The sequence below is a fragment of the Corallococcus sp. M7 genome, from assembly GCF_054512695.1.
Window position 1 is genome coordinate 8,466,401 of record NZ_CM137252.1, and the last position, 17,559, is coordinate 8,483,959.

Consider the following 17,559-nt stretch of genomic DNA (forward strand, 5'->3'; position numbering starts at 1 on the left):
AGCGTGCGCGGACATGAAGGACTCCGTCCGCGCTCACCGGGGGCTGCGCCACCGCATCACCGCCCTCCTCCTCGTGGGGCTCACCGCGTGCGGCGGCTGTCAGAAGACAGACGCCGAGCGCGCCGCGAAGGAGCGCGCTGAAATCGATCAACGCCTCCGGGACTCCGTCGCGCTCCTGCCCTACCGCGCCCTCAAGCTCTCCGTGCGCGCGGGCGATGACCCCAGGGCGCCGGAGGAGGTGGCCCTGCTCTGGAAGGCCGTGGCCGAAACGCGCGCCCTGCCGGACAAGCCGGTCACCGACGAAGCGACGCGCGCGGCGGCCCGCACGTACCTGGACCTGGGCATCGCCTTCTACAAGGCGCGCAAGACGCTCCAGACGCGCGACGAGGACGAGTTCCCCCTGCTGTGGACCCGGTGGGCCTCCGGCGAGGCCCTGCCCCTGCCGTCCTACGACGCGGGCCAGGAGCACGCCTTCCTCGCCGCCGTCCTGCTGGCGCTGGACGCCGCGGAGAAGTCCGACCGCATCCCCGCCACGGAGCTCGTCTTCTACGAGCTGTCGCGCGCCACGCCCACCCCTGAATGGCCCGCCCTCCTGCGCGCCGCGGTGCGGGCGAGCCGGGGCGCCGCCTTCTGCCAGGCGGGCTACCACTACGCCGCCGAGGAGGAGCTGACCGGCTTCCTCACCGAGACGGAAGCCCTGCCGCCGGAGGCCTTCCCCGCCATCCAGCAGGGCACGCCCGCGCAGTCGCGGGAGGCGGTGCTCGCGGCCGGGCACTTCCTGCGCGCCTGGAACCGCATGGGCCTCAAGCGCGAGCGCGCCGCCGAGGACGACATCGAGCAGGGGCTGCGCTCGCTCCAGACGCTGGGCGTGGAGAACGAGCTGACGTGGTGGGGCTGGGCCTTCATCCACACGCGGCGCGGGCGCTACGAGGAGGCGGCAGCGTCGCTCGACAAGCTCGCGGCCAGCCCCTACCTGGAGGACACGGAGCGGCGCGAGGTGCACGACAACGCGGAGGCCCTGCGCAAGCACGGGGACAGCCTGCCCTTGTTCCAGCAGACCCGCGCGACGCTGCTCCTGGGCCGGACGCTGCTGGCGCGAGCCGGAGGCCTGGAGCACGTGCTCACCGTGCTGCTGGGGCCGGCGCGGGCGAAAGAGCTCTACGCCCCGCTCGTCTGGATGGACCGGGTGCGCCAGCGCACGGCGGCGCTCTCCCCGGAGCAGGTGGCCCAGGGCGCGGGCGAGACGCTCGACCGCGCGCGTGAAGTGGGCAACCGCGGCTGGAAGGCCCTCCAGGAGCGCCTGGACAAGACCACCGCCCAGGACACCCCGCCGTGAAGCCTCGGAGCCGTCACGGAGCCGCCACTTCGCCCAGCGCCTTCACGGGGTAGTGCCCCGGGGAGGCGCGGAAGCGGCGCTCCAAGCCTCCAGGTTCGAGCACGCCCCGCTCGAACAGGCGCAGCAGGAAGGCCTCGTACGTCCCGCCCCGTGAAGGGCCCGCGCGCTTGAGCTCCTCGTAGAGCACGAAGGCCAGGACGTGCATGCCGTCGTCGTGGTCGCGGAAGAACTCCGCCCCCGTGAGCGGCCGGCCCTCGCGGTTCTTCAGCAGGCCCTCCCGCTCGCTGACGTAGACGTCGATGGCCTCCGCGCAGTCCTCCTCCGTCAGGCCGCGCGCCGAGGTGTAGCCGAACGCGGGGTCATGCTCGCGCACCAGCCGCTGGAAGTAGGGGTCCGCCTCCAGCGCGGACAGCTTCGCGTCCAATTCACCCTCGCGCGCGAACGGCGGATGCAGCAACTCATGCACCGCCGTCTTCACGGTGACGGCCGCCGGATAGGTCGCGTCCGTGAGGAAGTTCCACCCCGTCACCCGGATGCCGTGGGGCTTCGCGAACTTCAGGACGTGCGCGTTCAGCGCCGGCACCTGGAGCTCCCGGCCCAGCACCGCCTCGTTCCAGCCCACCACGTCGTGCGGCGCCACCTTCGCCGCCAGCCCCGCGATGGCCTGCTCCACCTGCGGCAGGTACTCCGCCCGCCAGACGCGGGGGAACTCCACGCGCGTGAGGAACGCCAGCAGGACGCCCAGGTCCTCGCGCACGTCCTCCATCTCCGCGAAGCCGCCCTCCCGCCCGTATGACGTGGCCAGGAAGTCCGCGCGCATCCGGCTCCACGCGGCATCGTCCGCCACCGTCGCCGCCAGGTCCTCCACCGTGGCGGCCCCCGTGACGGAGAAGACCAGCGTCAGGTGCGGCCCCACCATCTTGCCGCCCTGCTTCGCCATCCGCTCGGTGAGGTGCGCGAGCGCGGCCTGCTCCCGCGTCCCCAACAGCGCGGAGAAGCGCTGGAACTCCGCCGGGTAGAAGCGCGTGTAGAACGCGTCGCCCCGCAGCAGGTTCAGCAGGCACAGCGCGTCGTATGCCTCCGACGGCCGCAGCACCCACGGCGTGCGTCCGGAGTCCACGCGGCGCACGGCCGGCTCCGGTGCCACCAGGGCGGGCCGGGAGCCTGAGCAGGCGGTCCACATCAGCGCCGCGCACAGGAGCGCCACGGCGGGGCGGAAGGAAGGCGATTCCAGGGTCATGGCCGGGAGATAGGACCGCCCGCCTGGCGCCGTCTTGGACGAAACCTACCGCGTGGAACCGGATGTACGTCCCGCCAGCCGCCGGTACTCCGCCGGGGTGAGGTGCAGGTTGCGGCGGAACTCGCGCGTCAGGTGGCTCTGGTCGCAATAGCCCGCGTCGAGCGCGACGTCGCTCAAGGGCCGCCCCGTCTCGCGCAGCGCCCGGCCCGCGCGCTCCAGCCGGGACCGGCGCAGGTACTCCGCCGGGCTGCACCGGTACGCCTGACGGAAGGCCCGCCCCAACCGCTGCGGGCTCACCCCCGCCTCCCGAGCCAGCGCCGCGAGCGTGGGCGGAGGCCCGCGCACCGCGTCCAGCAACTCCCGGACGCGTCCCAGCCACGCCGGAGGTCCTCCCGCATCCCGTCCCGGCGTCGAAGCGCGCACCGCCTCCGCCAGCATCTCCAGCGTCAGCCCCTCAATGGCCAGCGCCGCCACGTCATCCGCGCGCCGGAACTCCTGGTACACGCGCGCCCCCAGCGTGGCCAGCCGCACCGAGCCCAGCTCCACCCGCGGCTCCAACCGCCCGGCGAGCGCGCTCCGCGACCGCCAGGACGCCTCCGAGAAGTCGATGTTGAAGGTCCGCGTGCGCACGTCCCGGATGCGCTGCGCGTGCTCCAGCCCGGGTGCCTGGAAGGCGACCGAGCGGGCCGGACACTCCCGCGCGCGGCCCTCCACCACGTCCGTGAAGCCCCCCTCCAGCGTGAGCCGGAAGCCCGCGTGCCGGTGCCCGTGGGAGGGCAACCGGGCGCCCGGCGCGTACGTGCTCTCCGTGAGCACGAGCCCCGCCACCTCCACGCGCTGGAGGGGCGTGCCCAGGTAACGGCCGAAGTCGAGGACGGGTGAGGAGGTCACCTTCCCCTTTTGCATCGGCCGGGGGTCCCATTGCATCCCCGGACCTGAATTCCGCCCTTCCGAGCGCCAGCCGGCCAGGCGGCAACTCCCCGCGAACGTTGGCCGTGCACGTTCCAAATCCCCAGCTTTGCTCCAAAGCCTTTCTCTCCAAGGAGCCGCATCCGATGAAAGCCATCTGCTGGCATGGCCACGGCGACGTCCGTTACGAGTCCGCCCCCGACCCGAAGATTGAGGACCCTCGCGACGCCATCATCCGCGTCACCCGCACCGCCATCTGCGGCTCCGACCTGCACCTGCTGGACGGCTACATGCCGACCATGAAGAGCGGGGACGTCCTGGGCCACGAGTTCATGGGCGAGGTGATGGAGATTGGCTCCAGCGTCACGAAGCTCAAGAAGGGCGACCGGGTCATCGTCCCCTTCAACATCGCGTGCGGCGAGTGCTTCTTCTGCCAGAAGACCCTCTTCTCCCTCTGTGACCGCTCCAACCGCAACGCGGAGATGGCCGCCAAGGTGATGGGCTATTCGCCCTCCGGCCTCTTCGGCTACTCGCACATGCTGGGCGCCTACTCCGGCGGTCAGGCGGAGTACGTGCGCGTGCCGTACGCGGACGTCGGTCCCCTGAAGATTCCGGACGGCCTCACCGAGGACCAGGTCCTCTTCCTCACCGACATCTTCCCCACCGGCTACATGGCGGCGGAGAACTGCCAGATGGAGAAGGGCGACACCGTGGCCGTGTGGGGCTGCGGCCCCGTGGGCCAGTTCGCCATCCAGAGCGCGTGGATGTTCGGCGCGGGCCGGGTCATCGCCATCGACCACGTGCCGGAGCGGCTGGCGCTCGCGAAGTCCTGGGGCAAGGCGGAGACCATCGACTTCACGAAGCAGGACGTCTACGAGACCCTCAAGGAGATGACCCGCGGCCTGGGCCCGGACCGCTGCATCGACTCCGTGGGCGCCGAGGCGCACGGCACCGGCAGCCTGGACGCCGTCATCGACAAGGCGAAGGCGGCCGTGAAGCTGGCCACGGACCGCCCGCACGCGCTGCGACAGGCCATCTACTGCTGCCGCAAGGGCGGCAGCATCTCCGTGCCCGGCGTCTACGTGGGCTTCCTGGACAAGGTCCCCATGGGCGCCTTCGTCAACAAGGGCCTGACCATGAAGACGGGCCAGACGCACACGCACCGCTACACCCGGCCGCTCCTGGAGAAGATCCAGGCGGGCGCCATCGACCCGACGCGCCTCATCACCCACCGCGCCCGGCTGGCGGACGCCCCCGCCCTCTACAAGAAGTTCCGCGACAAGGAAGACGGCTGCATCAAGGTCGTGATGACGCCGTAGTCGCCGTCAGGCCTGGCCCGTCAGCCGGTAGTACGCGTGCGGACGGCGCCAGCGGATGAAGGCGCGCGCCAGGGGGTTCATGCCCCACTGGATGGGCACCGGATCCACGACGAAGCCCAGCTCGTCCTTGAACTGTTCGAGCTGGGTCGCCTCGCGGGCATGCAGCCCGCCCACCAGCGTCCGGGCCCCCAGCCGGCGGCAGACCTGCGCGAACTCGTAGATGAGGCCGGTGGAGATGTTCGTCGGCAGCGCCCACGTCGCGTAGTAGGCGCTGAAGCCATACGCGACGCCGTCCACGATGTAGCCATCCAGGTAGCCGCCCAGCTTGTCGTCCACCATGCCCGCCAGCACGCACCAGTGGTCGGACGCGAAGTACTGCCGCAGGCCCTTGAGATACTCGTCCAGCGTGGGGATCTTCTTGTGCTGCGTGCGCGTCAGCGCGTCCCGCACCACGGGATAGCCCTGCTCCAGGAGCAGCGACGGCCCCGTGAGCTGGACGATGCGCACCGTGCGCTGGCACTTGCGCAGCTTGCTGCGCCGGTTCGAGTTCAACCGGCTCATGTCATACGTCTCCAGGTCCTTCAGCCGCACCACCGGCACCTTGCCGGTGGCGACGTTCGCCGTCTCCGGCGTCAGCGCGGCGCGGTAGCCCCAGGCCAGCGGCGTGGGCGGCGTGGCCTCCTCCGGCGTCAGCCGCGCCAGCAGGTGCACCGGCTGGAAGAAGCCGGGCGCGCCCGACTGCTCCCAGTAGTGCCCCCGGTGGGAGATGACGCGAACGCCCTCTTCTCGCCGGCGCTCGGCGAGCTCCCGCTCCGTGAGACACGTGAAGCGGGCCTCCGCGACATCGCGGAGCTGGGGAAGTGACAGGACCATGGGAACCTCTCCACCAACGACACGGAAACGTCAGGAACGGGGCGCCCGGTAGGCGGGGAAGAAGTCCCCGCCCGCGTGCCCCTGCGACAGCCGCGCGTACGCCTCCGGATCGCAGATGAGGTCGTGCGTGTAGAACCGGGACATCGCGTTGGCGAAGCCGCGCTTGAACTGCTCGATGCCATCCCCCGGCCTCACGCCGCCGCCCAGGTGGACGGAGGCATCCAGCTTCTCCGCCAGCTCCACCATCACCGGGAACGCGTTCTTCGCGGGCGCATGCATCAGGTACGCGTCCGCCGTGCCGCCAATGAAGTCGTGCAGGAGCCCGTCGCTCAGCACCACCAGCGAGGCGGAGGCCACCACCCCGTCCGGCGCGCGCGTCGTCACCAGCCACGCGAAGGGACAGGTGAAGACCTCCTCGAACCAGGCGTCGGAGAAGGGGTACCGCTCCCCGGCCAGGCTCCGCCGGTGGAGGGACTTGAGCGCTTCGCGCTGCTCCTGCGTGGAGTCCTTCACGGGAACGGCGGAGCTGACATAGCCGCGCCGCGCGTTGCGGCGGATGTCCGCGCCGTGGTCGCCGCGGAACCGCACCGGCAGCTTCGGGTCGATGAGGCACACCTCCGTGCGCAGCCGGCCGCCCGCGAAACAGTACGGCCCGCCAATGCGGTCCCGCAGGAAGATGCTGACCAGCTCCGTGCCCCGCCAATCAATGGCGTCCACCGGAACCTCGGAGAGCCCGTTCAGCTCCGCCCCGGGAAACCCATACGGAGAAACCGCGTCCCGGTGGTGCGTCCCTTCAATGGGCCGCACGATGAGCGGCACCCGGAGGGCCCGCCCCGCTCCATCCTCCACGATGAGGCTGTGCGTCACGCCTTCCGCGCGCAGGTGCTGCTCGGAACGGAAATAGTCAGACGAAATGGCGCGCTGGCCTCCGTCAGGGACGAGGACGGCTCTCCACGGTGCCACTGGACGCATGGTGTTCCCCCCGGGCGCGAACGAGCGGGCCCGACAGCGCCCGAAACAGCCAGAGGGTATGTGAATGGAACCCGGGTCCGTCACCGCCCCCCGGGGTGCTGCGCGGATGTCCTGATTCCAGCGCTTCGCACCCCGCCAGCCCCCCAGGGCAGGGCATGTGTCACATCGCCAGCGGGGCATAGCGGCTTCCAGACATTTGGCATTGTTCGGGCTTACGCTTGCACGCTTCCTCCTGAAGATTGCCCGTCCATGAAACACGTCCTGTTACTGGCCGCGGTGTCGTGCCTGAGCGCATGCGCCTGGGGCCCGGGAATGCAGATGGACGAGGATGCCTTCCGGGAGCGCTACGCGGGAAAGGCAGACGGCGGCGCGGATGGCGCCTACGAGATCGTTCCCATCGACGCGTCCCTCATCAGCCACCAGTTGGAGGAGCGCAGGAAGGCGCGGCCCTCGCCCCTGGTGGATCCGCTGGCGCAGGTGGCCACGGACTATGACTACCGGGTGACGCCGCATGACGTGCTGAGCGTCATCGTCTGGGACCACCCGGAGCTCACCATCCCCGCCGGCGAGTTCCGCTCCGCGGAGGCCACCGGCCACCCCGTGGCGGCGGACGGGACCATGTACTACCCCCACGTGGGCAACATCCCCGTGGCGGGCAAGACGCTGCGGGAGATCCGCGAGCTGCTCACGCAGCGGCTGGCGAGCGTCATCGAGAAGCCCCAACTGGACGTGCGCGTGGTGGGCTTCCGGGGCCAGAAGGTCCAGGTGACGGGCGAGGTGGTGGCCCCCGGCACCCTGCCCGTCACGGACGTACCCCTGCGCGTGCAGGACGCCATCGCCCAGGCGAAGGGCTTCGGCCCGGAGGCGGACCTGCGCACCGTCACCTTGAGCCGGGGCGGCACCGTCTTCACGCTCGATTTGCAGGCCCTCTACGAACAGGGGGACGTGAGCCAGAACTGGCTGCTCCAGGACGGCGACATCGTCAACGTGGCGGACCGCAGCCGCAACAAGGTGTTCGTGCTGGGGGAGGTCCGCAAACCGTCCTCGCGCGTGATGGTGAAGGGACGGATGACGCTGGCGGAAGCCATTGGCGACACCGAAGGCTTCGACCCGCTCACGTCCAACCCGGGCAAGGTCTATGTCATCCGCGGCAGCTTCGAGCGGCCCTACATCTTCAAGCTGGACGCGAAGTCACCGGACGCGCTGCTGCTCGCGACACAGTTCCAATTACAACCTCGCGACGTCGTTTTCGTCTCCGCCCACGACCTGACCCGTTGGAATCGCATCATCCAGCAAATCCAGCCAACAGTTCAGCTGCTCTGGCAGGCAGTGGATATCGGAGACAGAACCATCATCATCGACAACCCATGACGAGCACCCCCGAACGCGTGACGCCGCCCCGCCCAGGTCCCGGCACGCAGGATGATGAGCTGGGATTGGGCAGATATCTGGCCATCCTGGGGGAGCGCCGCGGCACCATCGCGGCGTCCATCGCCGTGGCCCTGGTCCTGGGCGGGCTGTATCTGCTCACCACGGCGCCGGTGTACCGGGCCAATGCCATCCTGCGCATCGAGCAGAAGGGCAACAGCCTGGGCCAGCTGGACGCGCTGATTCCAGACGCGCCCAGCCAGGCCGCCCCGGAGATGGAGGTCCTGGGCTCCCGGGCCCTGCTGGGGCGCGTGGCGGACGCGCTGCATCTGGGCGTCAGCGTGGAGCCCCGCTACTTCCCGGTGGTGGGCGCGGCCCGGGCCCGGGCGCACGAGGGGCCGGAGCTGGCACCCGTGCCGTGGTGGGGTGGGGCCTCGTACGCCTGGGGCGGGGAGAAGCTCCAGGTGGAGCGGCTGAACGTGCCCACGCAGTGGGAAGACCTGCCGCTCACGCTCGTGGCGGAGGCGGACGGCGCGTACACGCTCTGGGGCCCCGAGGGGCGCGTCGTGCTCCACGGCACCGTGGGCACCGGCGCCCAGACGGAAGCGGGCGCGGCGCACGAGGTGGAGCTGTTCGTCACGGAGTTGCACGCCCGGCCGGGGACGCGCTTCCAGGTGATGCGCCGCTCGAAGCTGGAGGTGGTGGAGGACCTGCAGCGCGCGCTGCGCATGGGGGAGAAGGGCGCCGGCACGGGCGTGCTCAACCTGACCCTGGACGGGCCGGACCCGGTGCTGGCCACCACCACGCTCCAGGCCATCGCGGACACGTACGTGCGCTCCAACGTGGAGCGCCGCAGCGAGGAGGCGGGCCGCACGCTGTCGTTCCTGGACAGCCAGCTGCCCGGCCTTCGCCAGGGCCTGGATCAGGCCGAGGCCGCGCTGCGTGACTACCGCGCCGGCAAGGGCGGCGTGGACCTGGGGCTGGAGGCGCAGGCCGTCCTCAACCGGAGCGTGGATCTGGACAAGGACCTCTCCACGCTCGCGCTGGAGCGCTCGGAGCTGCGCCAGCGCTTCACCGAGCACCACCCGCTGATCCTGGCCACGGAGCGCAAGATGGCGCGCCTGCGCATGGAGAAGGGCGCGCTGGACACCCGGCTCAAGGGCCTCCCGGACGCGGAGCGGGTGTCCGCCCAGCTCACGCGCGACGTGAAGGTGGCCAACGAGCTGTACCTCCAGCTGAACAACAAGGCCCAGGAGTACCGGGTGCTCAAGTCGAGCACCATCACCAACGCACGCCTCATCGACGCGCCCGTGGTGACGCGCCTGCCCGTGCGCCCCCTGAAGCCGGACGTGTTCGCGGTCAGCGTGGTGCTGGGGCTGGTGTCCGGCGTCGCGCTGGCCTTCGCGCGCAAGTCGCTGCACCCGGGCGTCACCGACCCCGCGGCCCTGGAGTCCGCGCTCGCGGTGCCCGTGCTCGCCAGTGTCCCCACCGGCCCCCGCCGCGCCCTGTCCCCCCGCGGCCCGTCCATCATCCTGGCGCGCAGCGTCCCCCGGGACGTCACCATCGAATGCGTGCGCGGCCTGAGGACCCGGCTCCAGCGGACCCTGAAGGAGACGGGCAGCCACGTCGTCTCCGTCACCGGGACGAGCCCCGGCGCGGGAACCTCCTTCGTCGCCCTCAACCTGGCGTGGGTGCTGGCGGAGACGGGCCAGCGCGTGCTGCTGGTGGACGCGAACCTGCGCGGCGGCTGGCTGCACCGGTGCTTCCGCGAGGCGCACCTCCCCGGCCTCCATGAGGTGCTGCGCGGCACCGCGACGCTGGAGCAGGCCCTGCTCCCGGAGGCCGCGCCCGGCCTGTCGTTCCTGGGCGCGGGAGCGCTGCCGCCGGACCCCGCGGAGCTGCTGGCCGGCGCGTCGTTCGACACGTTCGTGGCGCGCGTGGCGGCCGAGTACGACGTCGTCCTCTTCGACACGCCCTGCATCCTCGCGGTGACGGACGCGGCGCTCGTGGGCCGGCACGCGGGCGTGCGGCTCGCCGTGGTGCGCGCGGCCACCCAGTCCCTGCGCGAGGTGGCCACCGCGCTGCACCAGTTGGAGCAGAGCGGCGTCCCGGCCCGGGGCGTGGTCCTCAACGGCGTGCCGCGCTCCCGGACGGGCCGCGCGGTGAGCGGCGTCTACCAATACGAATACCCGTCCGCGAGCTGAAGCCCCACACCGGGAGATTTCATCGTGAGCTGGATGAGCTGCACAGGACTGGGCTTCATCGCGGCGCTCTACGTGCTCGCGGGCCGCTGGGGCTTCCACCGGCTGGGGCTCGCGGTCAACGAGGAGGTGGACACGAACCTGGTTCAGGAGCTGCGGCTGTGGGTCGTCCTGTGCGGGGTGTTGCTTGGCAGCGTGGGGCTGCTGCACCGCGCCCGGCGCGACGCGCGCCCCGGCGAGGCGAGATTCGACCCGCCGCTCATCGCGGCCCTGCTGGGCTTCCTGGGCTACATGTGCGCCAGCACCGCCTGGACGCCCGACCCGCTCTTCTCCCTGACCAAGGTCGCGGACCTGCTGCTGGTGGGATTGATGTGCGTGGGCTTCGCGCTGGCCTGCTTGCGCCAGCCCGCGCCCCGGGTGCTGGACGCGTTCTGGGCCGCCGTCGTCCTGGCCACGGGGCTGCTCGCGCTCACCGCCGTCAAGCAACTGCTGGGGGGCGGCGGCAGCGCGCGGCTGGCGGTGATGGGCGGCGGGCCCAACATCCTCGCGCGGCTCATGGGGCTGCTCGCCATCGGGGCGCTCTACTTCTGGTACTGGCGGGGCCAAGCGTGGCTGTGGATTCCGGTGGCCGCCACCGGCGTCGTGCTGGCGCTGCTCACGGGCTCGCGCGGCGGGTCCGCCGCCATCGTCGCGGGCATCACCACCACCCTCGTGGTGGGGCGCGTGCCGCTGCGCCGGCTGCTCATCCTGCTGCTCCTGGCGACCGTCGCCATCACCGCGGTGGCCATGTTCTCCCCGCTGGGGGAGGCGCTGAGCAACTCCGTGCAGGAGCGCTTCCTGCGCCTCACCCTCAACTACGAGTCGGGGGCGGGCGGCGCCAGCGGCAAGGACAACAAGGTGTACCTGTCCGGGCGGGAGATCCTCTACGAGCGGGCCCTCCAGCTGGGGAAGGACTTCCCGGTGGCGGGGGCCGGCCTCGCGGCGTTCCCCGCGCTGCGCCTGGGCGTCTACCCGCACAACCTCTTCCTGGAGGTCTTCTGCGAGGGCGGCGTCGTGGGGCTGCTCCTGCTCGCGACCGTCCTGGGCACCTTCGTGCGCTCGGCGCTCCTGCGGCGCCAGGGCCTGGACGGCGCCACCGTGGGCGCGGCGGTGCTGGTGCTCCTGGGCGCCCAGTCCAGCGGCGACCTCTACGACAGCCGGTCCCTCTTCCTCTTGATGGTGATGGCCTCCGCGACCGCGGTCCCCGGGCGGAAGACCGCGCAGTCGGGCCCGCCCCTTCCCCACCCCCTTTCCCAACCCTCGTTCACAGGAGCCGCCTGACATGCGCATCGTCTATCTGCATCAGTACTTCAACACCCCCACCATGCACGGCGGCACGCGCTCCTATGAGCTCGCGCGGCGCCTGGTCTCCATGGGCCACGAGGTCCACATGGTGACCTCCGACACCCGCACGGACGCCGGCACGGGCAAGGGCTGGCGCGAGTCCAACGAGAGCGGCATCCAGGTGCACTGGCTGCCGGTGCCCTACAGCAACGCCATGAGCTACCCGGACCGCATCCGGGCCTTCAGCCACTTCGCGGTCAACTCCACGCGCCGCGCCGCGCAGCTGCCCGCGGACGTCTTCTTCGCCACCAGCACGCCGCTCACCATCGCGGTGCCGGGCATCGCCGCGTCGCGGTGGAACAAGCGGCCCATGGTCTTCGAGGTGCGGGATTTGTGGCCCGCCATCCCCATCGCGGTGGGCGCGCTCAAGAGCCGCTCCGCCATCATGGCCGCGCAGCTCTTGGAGAAGGCCGCGTACGCGGGCGCGGAGCACATCGTCGCGCTGTCGCCGGGCATGAAGGCGGGCGTGGAGGCGGCGGGCGTCCCGTCGGAGAAGATCACCATCATCCCCAACCTCTGCGACCCGGAGCGCTTCCAGGTGCCTGCCTCCGCGGGCCAGGAGTTCCGGCAGAAGTACGCGTGGCTGGGGGACCGGCCCATGGTGCTGTACGCGGGCACGCTGGGGCTGGTGAACGGCGTGGAGTACCTGGTGCGGGTGGCCGCGGAGATGCGCAAGCTGGACCCGGAGGTCCGCTTCGTCATCATGGGCAAGGGCCGCGAGGAGGCCATGCTGCACGCGCTGGCGGAGCGGCTGGGCGTGAAGGGGCAGAACCTCTTCTTCCTGCCCAGCGTGCCCAAGGAGCAGGTGCCCGCGGTGCTGAGCGCGGCCACCATCGCCACGTCGCTGTTCACGGACGTGCCGGGCATGCAGGACAACTCCGCCAACAAGTTCTTCGACGCGCTCGCCGCGGGCCGCCCGCTGGCGCTCAACTACGGCGGCTGGCAGGCGGAGCTGCTGGACCGCGAGGCCTTTGGCCTGAGGCTTCCGCCCAAGGACATCCCCGCCGCGGCGGCCATGCTGGCCCGGCGGCTGCGGGACCCGCGCTGGCTCGCGGAGGCCGGCGCGCTGGCCGGGAAGCTGGGCCGGGAGCGCTACTCCGCGGACATCGCGGCGAAGCGCCTGTCGGAGGTGCTGCAGCGCGCTGCGGCGGCGCGGTCATGACCGCGCGCTCGGTGGGGGGCAACTTCATCTGGTCGCTCTCCGCCGGGCTCGTCTACGCCCTCGCGCAGTGGGGCGTCCTGGTGGCCTTCGCGCGGCTGGCCACCATGGAGGAGGTGGGCCAGTTCGCGCTGGCCCTGGCCATCACCGCCCCGGTGCTGCTGATGGCGCGCATGCAATTGCGCACGCTCCAGGCCACGGACGCGAAGAGCGCCTTCGGCTTCGAGCACTACCTGGGCCTGATGGTGCTCAACGTCGTGGCGGGCGTGGCGGTGTGCTGCGCCATCGCCACGGGGATGGCGGACTCCCTCCACGCGGGCTGGGTCATCGCGCTGGTGGCGCTGGCCAAGGGCTTCGAGGCGGTGAGCGAGGTGTTCTATGGCGCGCTCCAGAAGAGGGAGCGGCTGGAGCTCATCGCCCGGTCCACCATCGCCAAGAGCGCGCTGTCCGTGGTGCTGGTGCCGCTGGCGCTGTGGCTCACGCACAGCCCCATCGCCGGCGCGGCGGCCATGGCCTTCGCGTGGGCCATCGTCCTCTTCGTCTTCGACGCGCGGGCGCTCCAGCGCGAGTTCCCCGGCGTGCGCCCCTGGAGCACCCTCTGGCGCACGCCGTGGCGGCAGGAGGGAGCACGGCTCAAGGCGCTCTTCCTCCTGTGCTGGGTGCTGGGCCTCACCGCGCTGATGGGCGCGCTGCGGCCCAACATCCCCCGCTACCTCCTGGAGGCGCACGCGGGCCAGGCGGAGCTGGGCATGTACGCCGCGCTCGCGTACTTCGCGGCGCTGGGCGGCCGGGTGGTGCACTCGCTGGGGCAGGCGGTGAGCCCCCGGCTGGGGCGCTACCACGCGGCGGGGGACGCGCGCCGCTACGGCAGGGCGCTGGCGGGCTTCACGGCGGCGTCCGCGGGGGTGGGCCTGTGCGCCATCGCCGGCGCCGCGCTGCTCGGCCGGTGGGCGCTGACGCTCTTCTACGGGGCCGCCTATGCCGGAAACCTCGAGCTGTTCGTCTGGCTGATGGGGGCGGCGGCGCTGGAGTACGTCTGCTTGAGCCTCGCGGTGGGGCTCACCGCGGCGCGCGAGCTCAAGGGCCAGGTGGTGCTGCTCGTCGTCTCCGTGGCCGTGGTCGCGCTGGGCAGCGCGGTGTGGGTGCCGCGCGTGGGGCCGGTGGGCGCCGCATGGGCCCTGGGGCTGGGGTGGGTGTCGGAGCTCGCGTGCAGCATCTGGCTGACCTTGCGCGTCTGGCGGCGGCTGACGGCGCCGGAGCCCGCGCAAGCGCTCCCATCCGTCCCACCGGGTGCCGTGGATGCACGGGAGCCGACAGCAGGCTGAGTCCCAGGGGTCGTGGTGGCGGGCCGAAAGGATTTCTAGCCTTTCCGGCTTCCAAGGAGCGGCGTCCCCATGCAAAGACAGGCAGGAACCGGGTTGTTCCTCAAGCGGTGCATCGACGTGGTGGCGGCGGGAGTGGGATTGATATGCCTTTCCCCGGTGATGGCCGCCACGGGGCTGTTCGTCCGTCTGACCCTGGGGGGCCCCGTCCTCTTCCGGCAGCGGCGCCCGGGGAAGAGGGGCCAGCTGTTCACCGTCCTCAAGTTCCGCACCATGCTGGACGCGACGGACGCCAACGGCGAGCCGCTGCCGGACGAGCAGCGCCTCACCTGGGCCGGGCGGCTCCTGCGCTCCACCAGCCTCGATGAGCTGCCGCAGCTGTGGAACGTGCTCCGGGGCGACATGAGCCTCGTCGGGCCCCGCCCGCTGCTCGTGGAGTACCTGCCGCGCTACTCCGCGGAGCAGGCGCGGCGCCACGACGTGCTGCCCGGCATCACCGGCTGGGCGCAGATCAACGGCCGCAACGCGCTCTCCTGGGAGGAGCGCTTCCGCCAGGACCTCTGGTACGTGGAAAACTGGAGCCTGGCGTTGGACCTCAAGATATTGGCGCTGACGGTGGTGCGCGTGCTGCAGCGCCAGGGCATCTCCTTCGCGAGCGAGGCCACCATGCACAAGTTCATGGGCACCCCGCAGCCGGAGGCCAGGGTCGTGGCCCTCCGGCAGCAGGAGCCGGCCTCCGTCAGCCCGCCGTCCGCAGCCCCTGTCTCCGGGGAACGGCTCGGACCACCGCCACCACCCGCTCGAGCTCCTGGCGCGTGAGGTTGGAGCCGGACGGCAGGCACAGTCCGTGGCGGAACAGGTCCTCCGCCACGCTGCCCCGCCGCCGCTCGAAGCTCGCGAAGACGGGCTGAAGGTGCATGGGCTTCCACACCGGCCGCGCCTCGATATTCTCCCGCTCCAGCGCGACCCTCACCGCCTCCCGGTCCGCGCCGAACGCCTCCGGGTCGATGGTGAGGGTCGTCAGCCAGCGCGTGTGCCGGCCCCACGGGGCCTCCGGCATGAACTCGAGGCCGGGCAAGTCCCGGAAGGCCTCCGCGTAGAAGGCGTGGTTCGCGCGGCGCGCGGCCACCCGCTCCTCCAGCACGTGCAGCTGCCCCCGCCCGATGGCGGCCAGCACGTTGCTCATCCGGTAGTTGTAGCCAATCTCCGAGTGCTGGTAGTGCGGCGCCGTGTCCCGCGCCTGCGTGGCCAGCTTGAGGGCGTGCTGCACCAGCTCGCCGTCCGCGGACACCAGCATCCCGCCGCCGGACGTGGTGAGGATTTTATTGCCATTGAATGAGTAGATGCCCACGCGGCCCACCGTGCCGGGGGTTCGTCCCTTGTACGTGCTGCCCAGGGCCTCCGCCGCGTCCTCCACCACGGGCACGCCGTAGCGGTCGCAGGCGGCCATGAGCGGATCCAGGTCCGCGCTCTGGCCATACAGGTGCACCACCACCACGGCGCGAGGCAGCCGGCCCAGGCGGGCCCGCATCGCCAGCTCCTCCTCCAGCAGCGCGGGGTCCATGTTCCAGGACGTGCGCTCGCTGTCGATGAAGACCGGGGAGGCGCCCAGGTAGCGGATGGGATTCACCGACGCGGAGAAGGTGAGCGTGCTCACCAGCACGTCGTCGCCGGGCCCCACCCCCACCAACTGGAGCGCCAGGTGGAGCGCGGCCGTCCCGGAGCTCAGCGCCAGCGCGTGCGGGGTGCCCACGCACCGGGCGAACTCCTCCTGGAAGGCATCGACGTGGGGGCCCAGGGGGGCAATCCAATTGCTTGCGAACGCGTCGTCGACATAGCCGCGCTCGAGCGTGCCCATGTGGGGCGAAGACAGGTAGATGCGGGAGGACATGCGAAAAGCTCCAGGCAAGACCGGGCGTTCGGACCCCGGAATTGCCTGGAGCGTTCGCACACTCCCTCCTCCCGCGCGCTCGGGCGGGAGGAGGGGGTGTTTGTTTCACATCGTGGAATCCGGACTAGAGCGCCGAACCCTGGGACAGCAGCTTCGCGTTGAGCGCGCCGTTGCCGTAGTACTGGGTGTTGTTGCCCACGGTGTGCGTCTCCAGGCGCTGCTGGAGGGCGGCGTTGTAGCGGCCCAGCTTCACCAGGCCGTCATTGAACCAGCCCGTGCCGGTGCCCGTGCCGTCCACATAGTTGCCGTAGCGCTTCGCGGACGGCCAGATGACGTTGTTCAGGGTGACGACGAACTTGCGCATGTCCGCGTCCGTCCACTCCATGCCCGCGTCGTGGGCTTCCACGAGGTAGGCCATCACGCCGTTGCCGTGCGCCACGTCCTGGCCCGGACGCTTCTTGGAGCCCCACTCGGCGGCCCAGAAGTACGCGTTGGCGTTCACCGGGCTGGCCATCAACTGGCCGCGCAGCGACGAGGTGTTGTTGGGCATGTCACGGTTGATGTTGTTGAAGACGGTCATGTACTGCGACCGCTTCGTGGCGTCCGTCGTCATCTTCGACAGGTCCATGGCGATGTACGCCCAGTGCGACGCCATATGCGTATTGACGCGGTAGATGTAGCTGTTCGCGCCGCGCTTGAGCCACTTCTCGAACATGTTCCGTTCGGTGAACGCCAGCAGCCGGTCGTACTGCGCCTTGTACGTGCTGTTGCCGTAGAGCGCGGGCGTCTCACGGATGGTGCGCAGCATGCGCGTCACGTAGCGCCAGCAGTAGCTCTCGAACAGGGGGACCTCCTGCCCCAGCGTGTCCGAGCGGGCCGAGGCCCAGCCCATGTAGCTGTCCTTGAACTGGCTGCGGGGCAGCGAAGAGGAGACCTTCGCGTTGTTCACCACGTTGTTCACATACAGCAGCGCCCGGTCCATGTACTGCGTCTTGCCGGTGGCGCGGTACATCGCGGTGTTGCCGTCGATGCCGTAGGCCAGGTTGTAGAACTGCCAGCTGTCGAGCGACCTGCTCATGGGCAGGAAGCTGGAGGTGTGCTCCGAGTTCCAGCGGTTCAGGAACAGCGTCTCCCAGGCCGCGACCGTGCGCAGGCTGGTGGCGGCCTGGGCCGTGGTGCCAAGGCCCTCCTCCTCGGTGGAGGTGGCAGGCGACTCCGCGGCGGCAGGGGCGTCCGCCTCCGGAGTGGTGGGAGCAGCCTCGGTCTCCGGCTCGGAGGGGCCGACCGCGATTTCCTCTTCGGGGGAAGAGGGAGCGAGCGCGTCCGCGTCCGGGGGGGAGGCTTCGGTGCTGCCCGGGGTGTTCTCTCCGTTGGGGCTGGCCGTGCTGGCCGCGTCCTGCTCGGGCTGGGGGCCGCAAGCACCACCCAACAGCAGGCTCAGCGACAACAGGGACGACAGGGCGCGACCAGAGTTGCGACGACGGGATTCCAACATCAGGGGGGTCCTGTGGGGTAGCTCCCGTCAACCGCCCGGTAGGCTACCCTGTTGTGGGAACGCCGGAGTGCGTTCACAGGACGCCAAAAGC

14 protein-coding genes are annotated in these 17,559 nt (G+C 71.0%); 8 read left to right on the top strand and 6 right to left on the bottom strand.

The features are described from left to right. The first annotated feature begins 13 nt into the window (after nucleotides 1–13). Entirely contained in the window at nucleotides 14–1,336 is a 1,323-nt protein-coding gene (locus tag ACX114_RS33900) for a hypothetical protein (RefSeq protein WP_459291475.1), read from the top strand. A 13-nt stretch (nucleotides 1,337–1,349) separates the two neighbouring features. Here ACX114_RS33900 and ACX114_RS33905 read toward each other — a convergent pair whose 3' ends face one another. Both ACX114_RS33905 and ACX114_RS33910 read right to left on the bottom strand, forming a co-directional pair. Further along, nucleotides 1,350–2,576 (bottom strand): hypothetical protein, encoded by a 1,227-nt coding sequence (locus ACX114_RS33905; protein WP_459291476.1) that lies wholly within the window; start codon nucleotides 2,574–2,576, stop codon nucleotides 1,350–1,352. 45 nt (nucleotides 2,577–2,621) lie between these two features. Then, nucleotides 2,622–3,467 (bottom strand): helix-turn-helix domain-containing protein, encoded by an 846-nt coding sequence (locus ACX114_RS33910; RefSeq protein WP_459291477.1) that lies wholly within the window; start codon nucleotides 3,465–3,467, stop codon nucleotides 2,622–2,624. A gap of 164 nt (nucleotides 3,468–3,631) precedes the next feature. On the opposite strand from ACX114_RS33910, the gene ACX114_RS33915 reads away from it, so the two are divergent. After that, a complete protein-coding gene (locus ACX114_RS33915; protein WP_459291478.1) occupies nucleotides 3,632–4,804 on the top strand; it encodes a zinc-dependent alcohol dehydrogenase in 1,173 nt (390 codons plus the stop codon). Between the two features lie 6 nt (nucleotides 4,805–4,810). On the opposite strand, the gene ACX114_RS33920 is transcribed toward ACX114_RS33915, so the two are convergent. Further along, on the bottom strand, nucleotides 4,811–5,677 hold the full coding sequence (locus ACX114_RS33920) for a hypothetical protein (RefSeq protein WP_459291479.1): 867 nt from the start codon (nucleotides 5,675–5,677) through the stop codon (nucleotides 4,811–4,813). Between the two features lie 30 nt (nucleotides 5,678–5,707). Continuing rightward, nucleotides 5,708–6,649 (bottom strand): GNAT family N-acetyltransferase, encoded by a 942-nt coding sequence (locus tag ACX114_RS33925; protein WP_459291480.1) that lies wholly within the window; start codon nucleotides 6,647–6,649, stop codon nucleotides 5,708–5,710. A gap of 249 nt (nucleotides 6,650–6,898) precedes the next feature. On the opposite strand from ACX114_RS33925, the gene ACX114_RS33930 reads away from it, so the two are divergent. The 6 genes from ACX114_RS33930 to ACX114_RS33955 all read left to right on the top strand — a co-directional run bounded on the left by ACX114_RS33930 (nucleotide 6,899) and on the right by ACX114_RS33955 (nucleotide 14,901). Further along, entirely contained in the window at nucleotides 6,899–8,020 is a 1,122-nt protein-coding gene (locus ACX114_RS33930; protein WP_459291481.1) for a polysaccharide export protein, read from the top strand. Then, nucleotides 8,017–10,221: a polysaccharide biosynthesis tyrosine autokinase gene (locus ACX114_RS33935; RefSeq protein WP_459291482.1), complete on the top strand. Its 2,205-nt coding sequence runs from the start codon at nucleotides 8,017–8,019 to the stop codon at nucleotides 10,219–10,221. The genes ACX114_RS33930 and ACX114_RS33935 overlap by 4 nt, the downstream gene beginning before the upstream one ends. A gap of 33 nt (nucleotides 10,222–10,254) precedes the next feature. After that, complete coding sequence (locus tag ACX114_RS33940; RefSeq protein WP_459291483.1) at nucleotides 10,255–11,538, top strand: O-antigen ligase family protein; 1,284 nt, start codon at nucleotides 10,255–10,257, stop codon at nucleotides 11,536–11,538. A gap of 1 nt (nucleotide 11,539) precedes the next feature. Further along, entirely contained in the window at nucleotides 11,540–12,763 is a 1,224-nt protein-coding gene (locus tag ACX114_RS33945) for a glycosyltransferase family 4 protein (RefSeq protein ID WP_459291484.1), read from the top strand. Continuing rightward, on the top strand, nucleotides 12,760–14,085 hold the full coding sequence (locus tag ACX114_RS33950) for a lipopolysaccharide biosynthesis protein (protein ID WP_459291485.1): 1,326 nt from the start codon (nucleotides 12,760–12,762) through the stop codon (nucleotides 14,083–14,085). The genes ACX114_RS33945 and ACX114_RS33950 overlap by 4 nt, the downstream gene beginning before the upstream one ends. Nucleotides 14,086–14,154: 69 nt before the next feature. Then, complete coding sequence (locus ACX114_RS33955) at nucleotides 14,155–14,901, top strand: sugar transferase (RefSeq protein ID WP_459291486.1); 747 nt, start codon at nucleotides 14,155–14,157, stop codon at nucleotides 14,899–14,901. On the opposite strand, the gene ACX114_RS33960 is transcribed toward ACX114_RS33955, so the two are convergent. Together ACX114_RS33960 and ACX114_RS33965 are read right to left on the bottom strand one after the other, a co-directional pair. Next, the gene (locus ACX114_RS33960; RefSeq protein WP_459291487.1) at nucleotides 14,822–15,973 is read right to left on the bottom strand and encodes a DegT/DnrJ/EryC1/StrS family aminotransferase; all 1,152 of its coding nucleotides are present in this window, start codon (nucleotides 15,971–15,973) and stop codon (nucleotides 14,822–14,824) included. The genes ACX114_RS33955 and ACX114_RS33960 overlap by 80 nt on opposite strands. 124 nt (nucleotides 15,974–16,097) lie before the next feature. Further along, a complete protein-coding gene (locus ACX114_RS33965; RefSeq protein ID WP_459291488.1) occupies nucleotides 16,098–17,468 on the bottom strand; it encodes a hypothetical protein in 1,371 nt (456 codons plus the stop codon). Between the last annotated feature and the right edge of the window lie 91 nt (nucleotides 17,469–17,559).

What these genes read in the sequence shown, in the direction of transcription:
- ACX114_RS33900 (WP_459291475.1), top strand. Translation starts at nt 14, where the DNA reads ATGAAGGACTCCGTCCGCGCTCACCGGGGGCTGCGCCACCGCATCACC.
- ACX114_RS33905 (WP_459291476.1), bottom strand. Translation starts at nt 2,576, where the DNA reads ATGACCCTGGAATCGCCTTCCTTCCGCCCCGCCGTGGCGCTCCTGTGC.
- ACX114_RS33915 (WP_459291478.1), top strand. Translation starts at nt 3,632, where the DNA reads ATGAAAGCCATCTGCTGGCATGGCCACGGCGACGTCCGTTACGAGTCC.
- ACX114_RS33920 (WP_459291479.1), bottom strand. Translation starts at nt 5,677, where the DNA reads ATGGTCCTGTCACTTCCCCAGCTCCGCGATGTCGCGGAGGCCCGCTTC.
- ACX114_RS33925 (WP_459291480.1), bottom strand. Translation starts at nt 6,649, where the DNA reads ATGCGTCCAGTGGCACCGTGGAGAGCCGTCCTCGTCCCTGACGGAGGC.
- ACX114_RS33930 (WP_459291481.1), top strand. Translation starts at nt 6,899, where the DNA reads ATGAAACACGTCCTGTTACTGGCCGCGGTGTCGTGCCTGAGCGCATGC.
- ACX114_RS33935 (WP_459291482.1), top strand. Translation starts at nt 8,017, where the DNA reads ATGACGAGCACCCCCGAACGCGTGACGCCGCCCCGCCCAGGTCCCGGC.
- ACX114_RS33940 (WP_459291483.1), top strand. Translation starts at nt 10,255, where the DNA reads ATGAGCTGCACAGGACTGGGCTTCATCGCGGCGCTCTACGTGCTCGCG.
- ACX114_RS33945 (WP_459291484.1), top strand. Translation starts at nt 11,540, where the DNA reads ATGCGCATCGTCTATCTGCATCAGTACTTCAACACCCCCACCATGCAC.
- ACX114_RS33950 (WP_459291485.1), top strand. Translation starts at nt 12,760, where the DNA reads ATGACCGCGCGCTCGGTGGGGGGCAACTTCATCTGGTCGCTCTCCGCC.
- ACX114_RS33955 (WP_459291486.1), top strand. Translation starts at nt 14,155, where the DNA reads ATGCAAAGACAGGCAGGAACCGGGTTGTTCCTCAAGCGGTGCATCGAC.
- ACX114_RS33960 (WP_459291487.1), bottom strand. Translation starts at nt 15,973, where the DNA reads ATGTCCTCCCGCATCTACCTGTCTTCGCCCCACATGGGCACGCTCGAG.
- ACX114_RS33965 (WP_459291488.1), bottom strand. Translation starts at nt 17,468, where the DNA reads ATGTTGGAATCCCGTCGTCGCAACTCTGGTCGCGCCCTGTCGTCCCTG.